Origin of the sequence: Parafrankia sp. Ea1.12, assembly GCF_900465275.1 — a bacterium.
Classification (GTDB): domain Bacteria; phylum Actinomycetota; class Actinomycetes; order Frankiales; family Frankiaceae; genus Parafrankia; species Parafrankia soli.
The window spans coordinates 1-1,445 of sequence record NZ_UBIZ01000477.1 but is presented as its reverse complement, the minus strand read 5'-3'; the positions used below and the strand labels follow the sequence as shown (position 1 = coordinate 1,445).

The following is a 1,445-nucleotide window of genomic DNA, read 5'->3' as shown; positions in this document are numbered from 1 at the left end:
TAGGTCTGACCGCGCCGGGCCCACCGGGAACTCGCGACTAACGCTCCCGGCGGTGTTGCCTTCCACGGATCTGAACGTGTCGGCGCCCTGGAACTGTTCATTTCGCGGCTCAATCACCCGGCCTACACGTGCCCCTACCAACGCTTCAGCAGCCCCCTTACGGAAGCAGCCACATGGCTCGGGGTCGTCGTGGGTCGCTACTCCTTCGACGTAGAGCTCTTCCATCTCCTTCTCCAAGCCGGTTTATCCCGGCGCTACCAGATCTTGAATGGTCGGGGTCTGTTTGATCACATCCGGTCTGTCCGGGTATGGCCTGACCGTGCTCAGGGCTTGCCGCTGGCATGAGGTATGCGGATGGTGGCGGGCTTACCGCGCAGGGTCGTGCCCGGCGGGAAGCGGTCCGGGCGCAGGCGGCGGACCTGTTCGCCGCAGGTGTCGCTCCGGTCGAGGTCGCCGAGCGGCTGCGGGTGAGTACGAAGTCGGCCTACCAGTGGAAACGGCGCTGGAAGGCCGGTGGCACGGCGGCGCTGGCGTCGCGGGGACCGAGCGGGGCGTCGTGCCGGCTATCGGACCGCCAGCTTGATCGGCTGCGCGGGGAACTGGACCTGGGTCCGGCCGCGCACGGCTGGCCCGACCAGCGCTGGACCCTGGCCCGGGTGACCCTGCTGATCGGCCGGCTGTTCCACACCCGCTACACCCTGCGCGGTACGTCGTATCTGCTGCACCGCCTGGGCTACAGCCCCCAGATTCCCGCCCGTCGCGCCGCCGAACGCGACGATCAGAAGGTCGCCGCGTGGCGCGCGGAGACCTGGGCGAAGGTACGAGGCTAGCGGCGACGACCGGCGCGTGGATCGTCTTCGAGGACGAAGCCGGGCAGAGCCTGCGCCCGCCCAAGGCCCGGACCTGGGCCCCGCGGGGACACACCCCGACCGTGCGGGTGTCGGGGAAGGGCTCGGGGCGGGTGTCGATGGCCGCTCTGGTCTGCTACCGGCCCGGCCAGCGGCCCCGGCTGTTCTACCGGGTGCTCACCCACCATGGCCGTAAGGGTGAGCGCCGCAGCTTCTCCGAGGACGACTACGCCACCCTGCTCGTCGCCGCGCACCACCAGCTGAACGCCCCGATCATCCTGTGCTGGGACAACCTCAACACCCACCACAGCGCCGCGATGCGCGTGTTCCTCACCCGCCACGCCCGCTGGCTGACCGTGGTGCCCCTGCCCGCCTACGCCCCGGATCTCAACCCCGTCGAAGGCGTATGGGCCCACGTCAAACGCGACCTGGGCAACCACGTCCGCGTCACCGTCGACCAGCTCACGGCCACGATCAAGACCCTGCTCAAGCGCATCCAGTACCGCCCCGACCTGATCGCCGGCTTCCTCGGCCAGACCGACCTGCCCCTCGACCCGGAACCCCCGTAGCCAGACCCTGACCATTCAAGCTCTGTAG

The 1,445-nt window shown here is 69.3% G+C and carries 2 protein-coding genes and 1 pseudogene; 2 read left to right on the top strand and 1 reads right to left on the bottom strand.

The features are described from left to right. Positions 1-237: pseudogene (locus FMEAI12_RS38760) on the bottom strand (group II intron reverse transcriptase/maturase); the annotation flags it as partial. Between the two features lie 104 nt (positions 238-341). Between FMEAI12_RS38760 and FMEAI12_RS28615 the strand changes: the two are divergent. After that, positions 342-830, top strand: coding sequence for a winged helix-turn-helix domain-containing protein (locus FMEAI12_RS28615; RefSeq protein ID WP_112108512.1), 489 nt, complete (start codon positions 342-344; stop codon positions 828-830). Then, the gene (locus FMEAI12_RS28610; protein ID WP_112108511.1) at positions 794-1,417 is read left to right on the top strand and encodes an IS630 family transposase; all 624 of its coding nucleotides are present in this window, start codon (positions 794-796) and stop codon (positions 1,415-1,417) included. The genes FMEAI12_RS28615 and FMEAI12_RS28610 overlap by 37 nt, the downstream gene beginning before the upstream one ends. The last annotated feature ends 28 nt before the right edge of the window (positions 1,418-1,445 follow it).

What these genes read in the sequence shown, in the direction of transcription:
- FMEAI12_RS28615 (WP_112108512.1), top strand. Translation starts at nt 342, where the DNA reads ATGAGGTATGCGGATGGTGGCGGGCTTACCGCGCAGGGTCGTGCCCGG.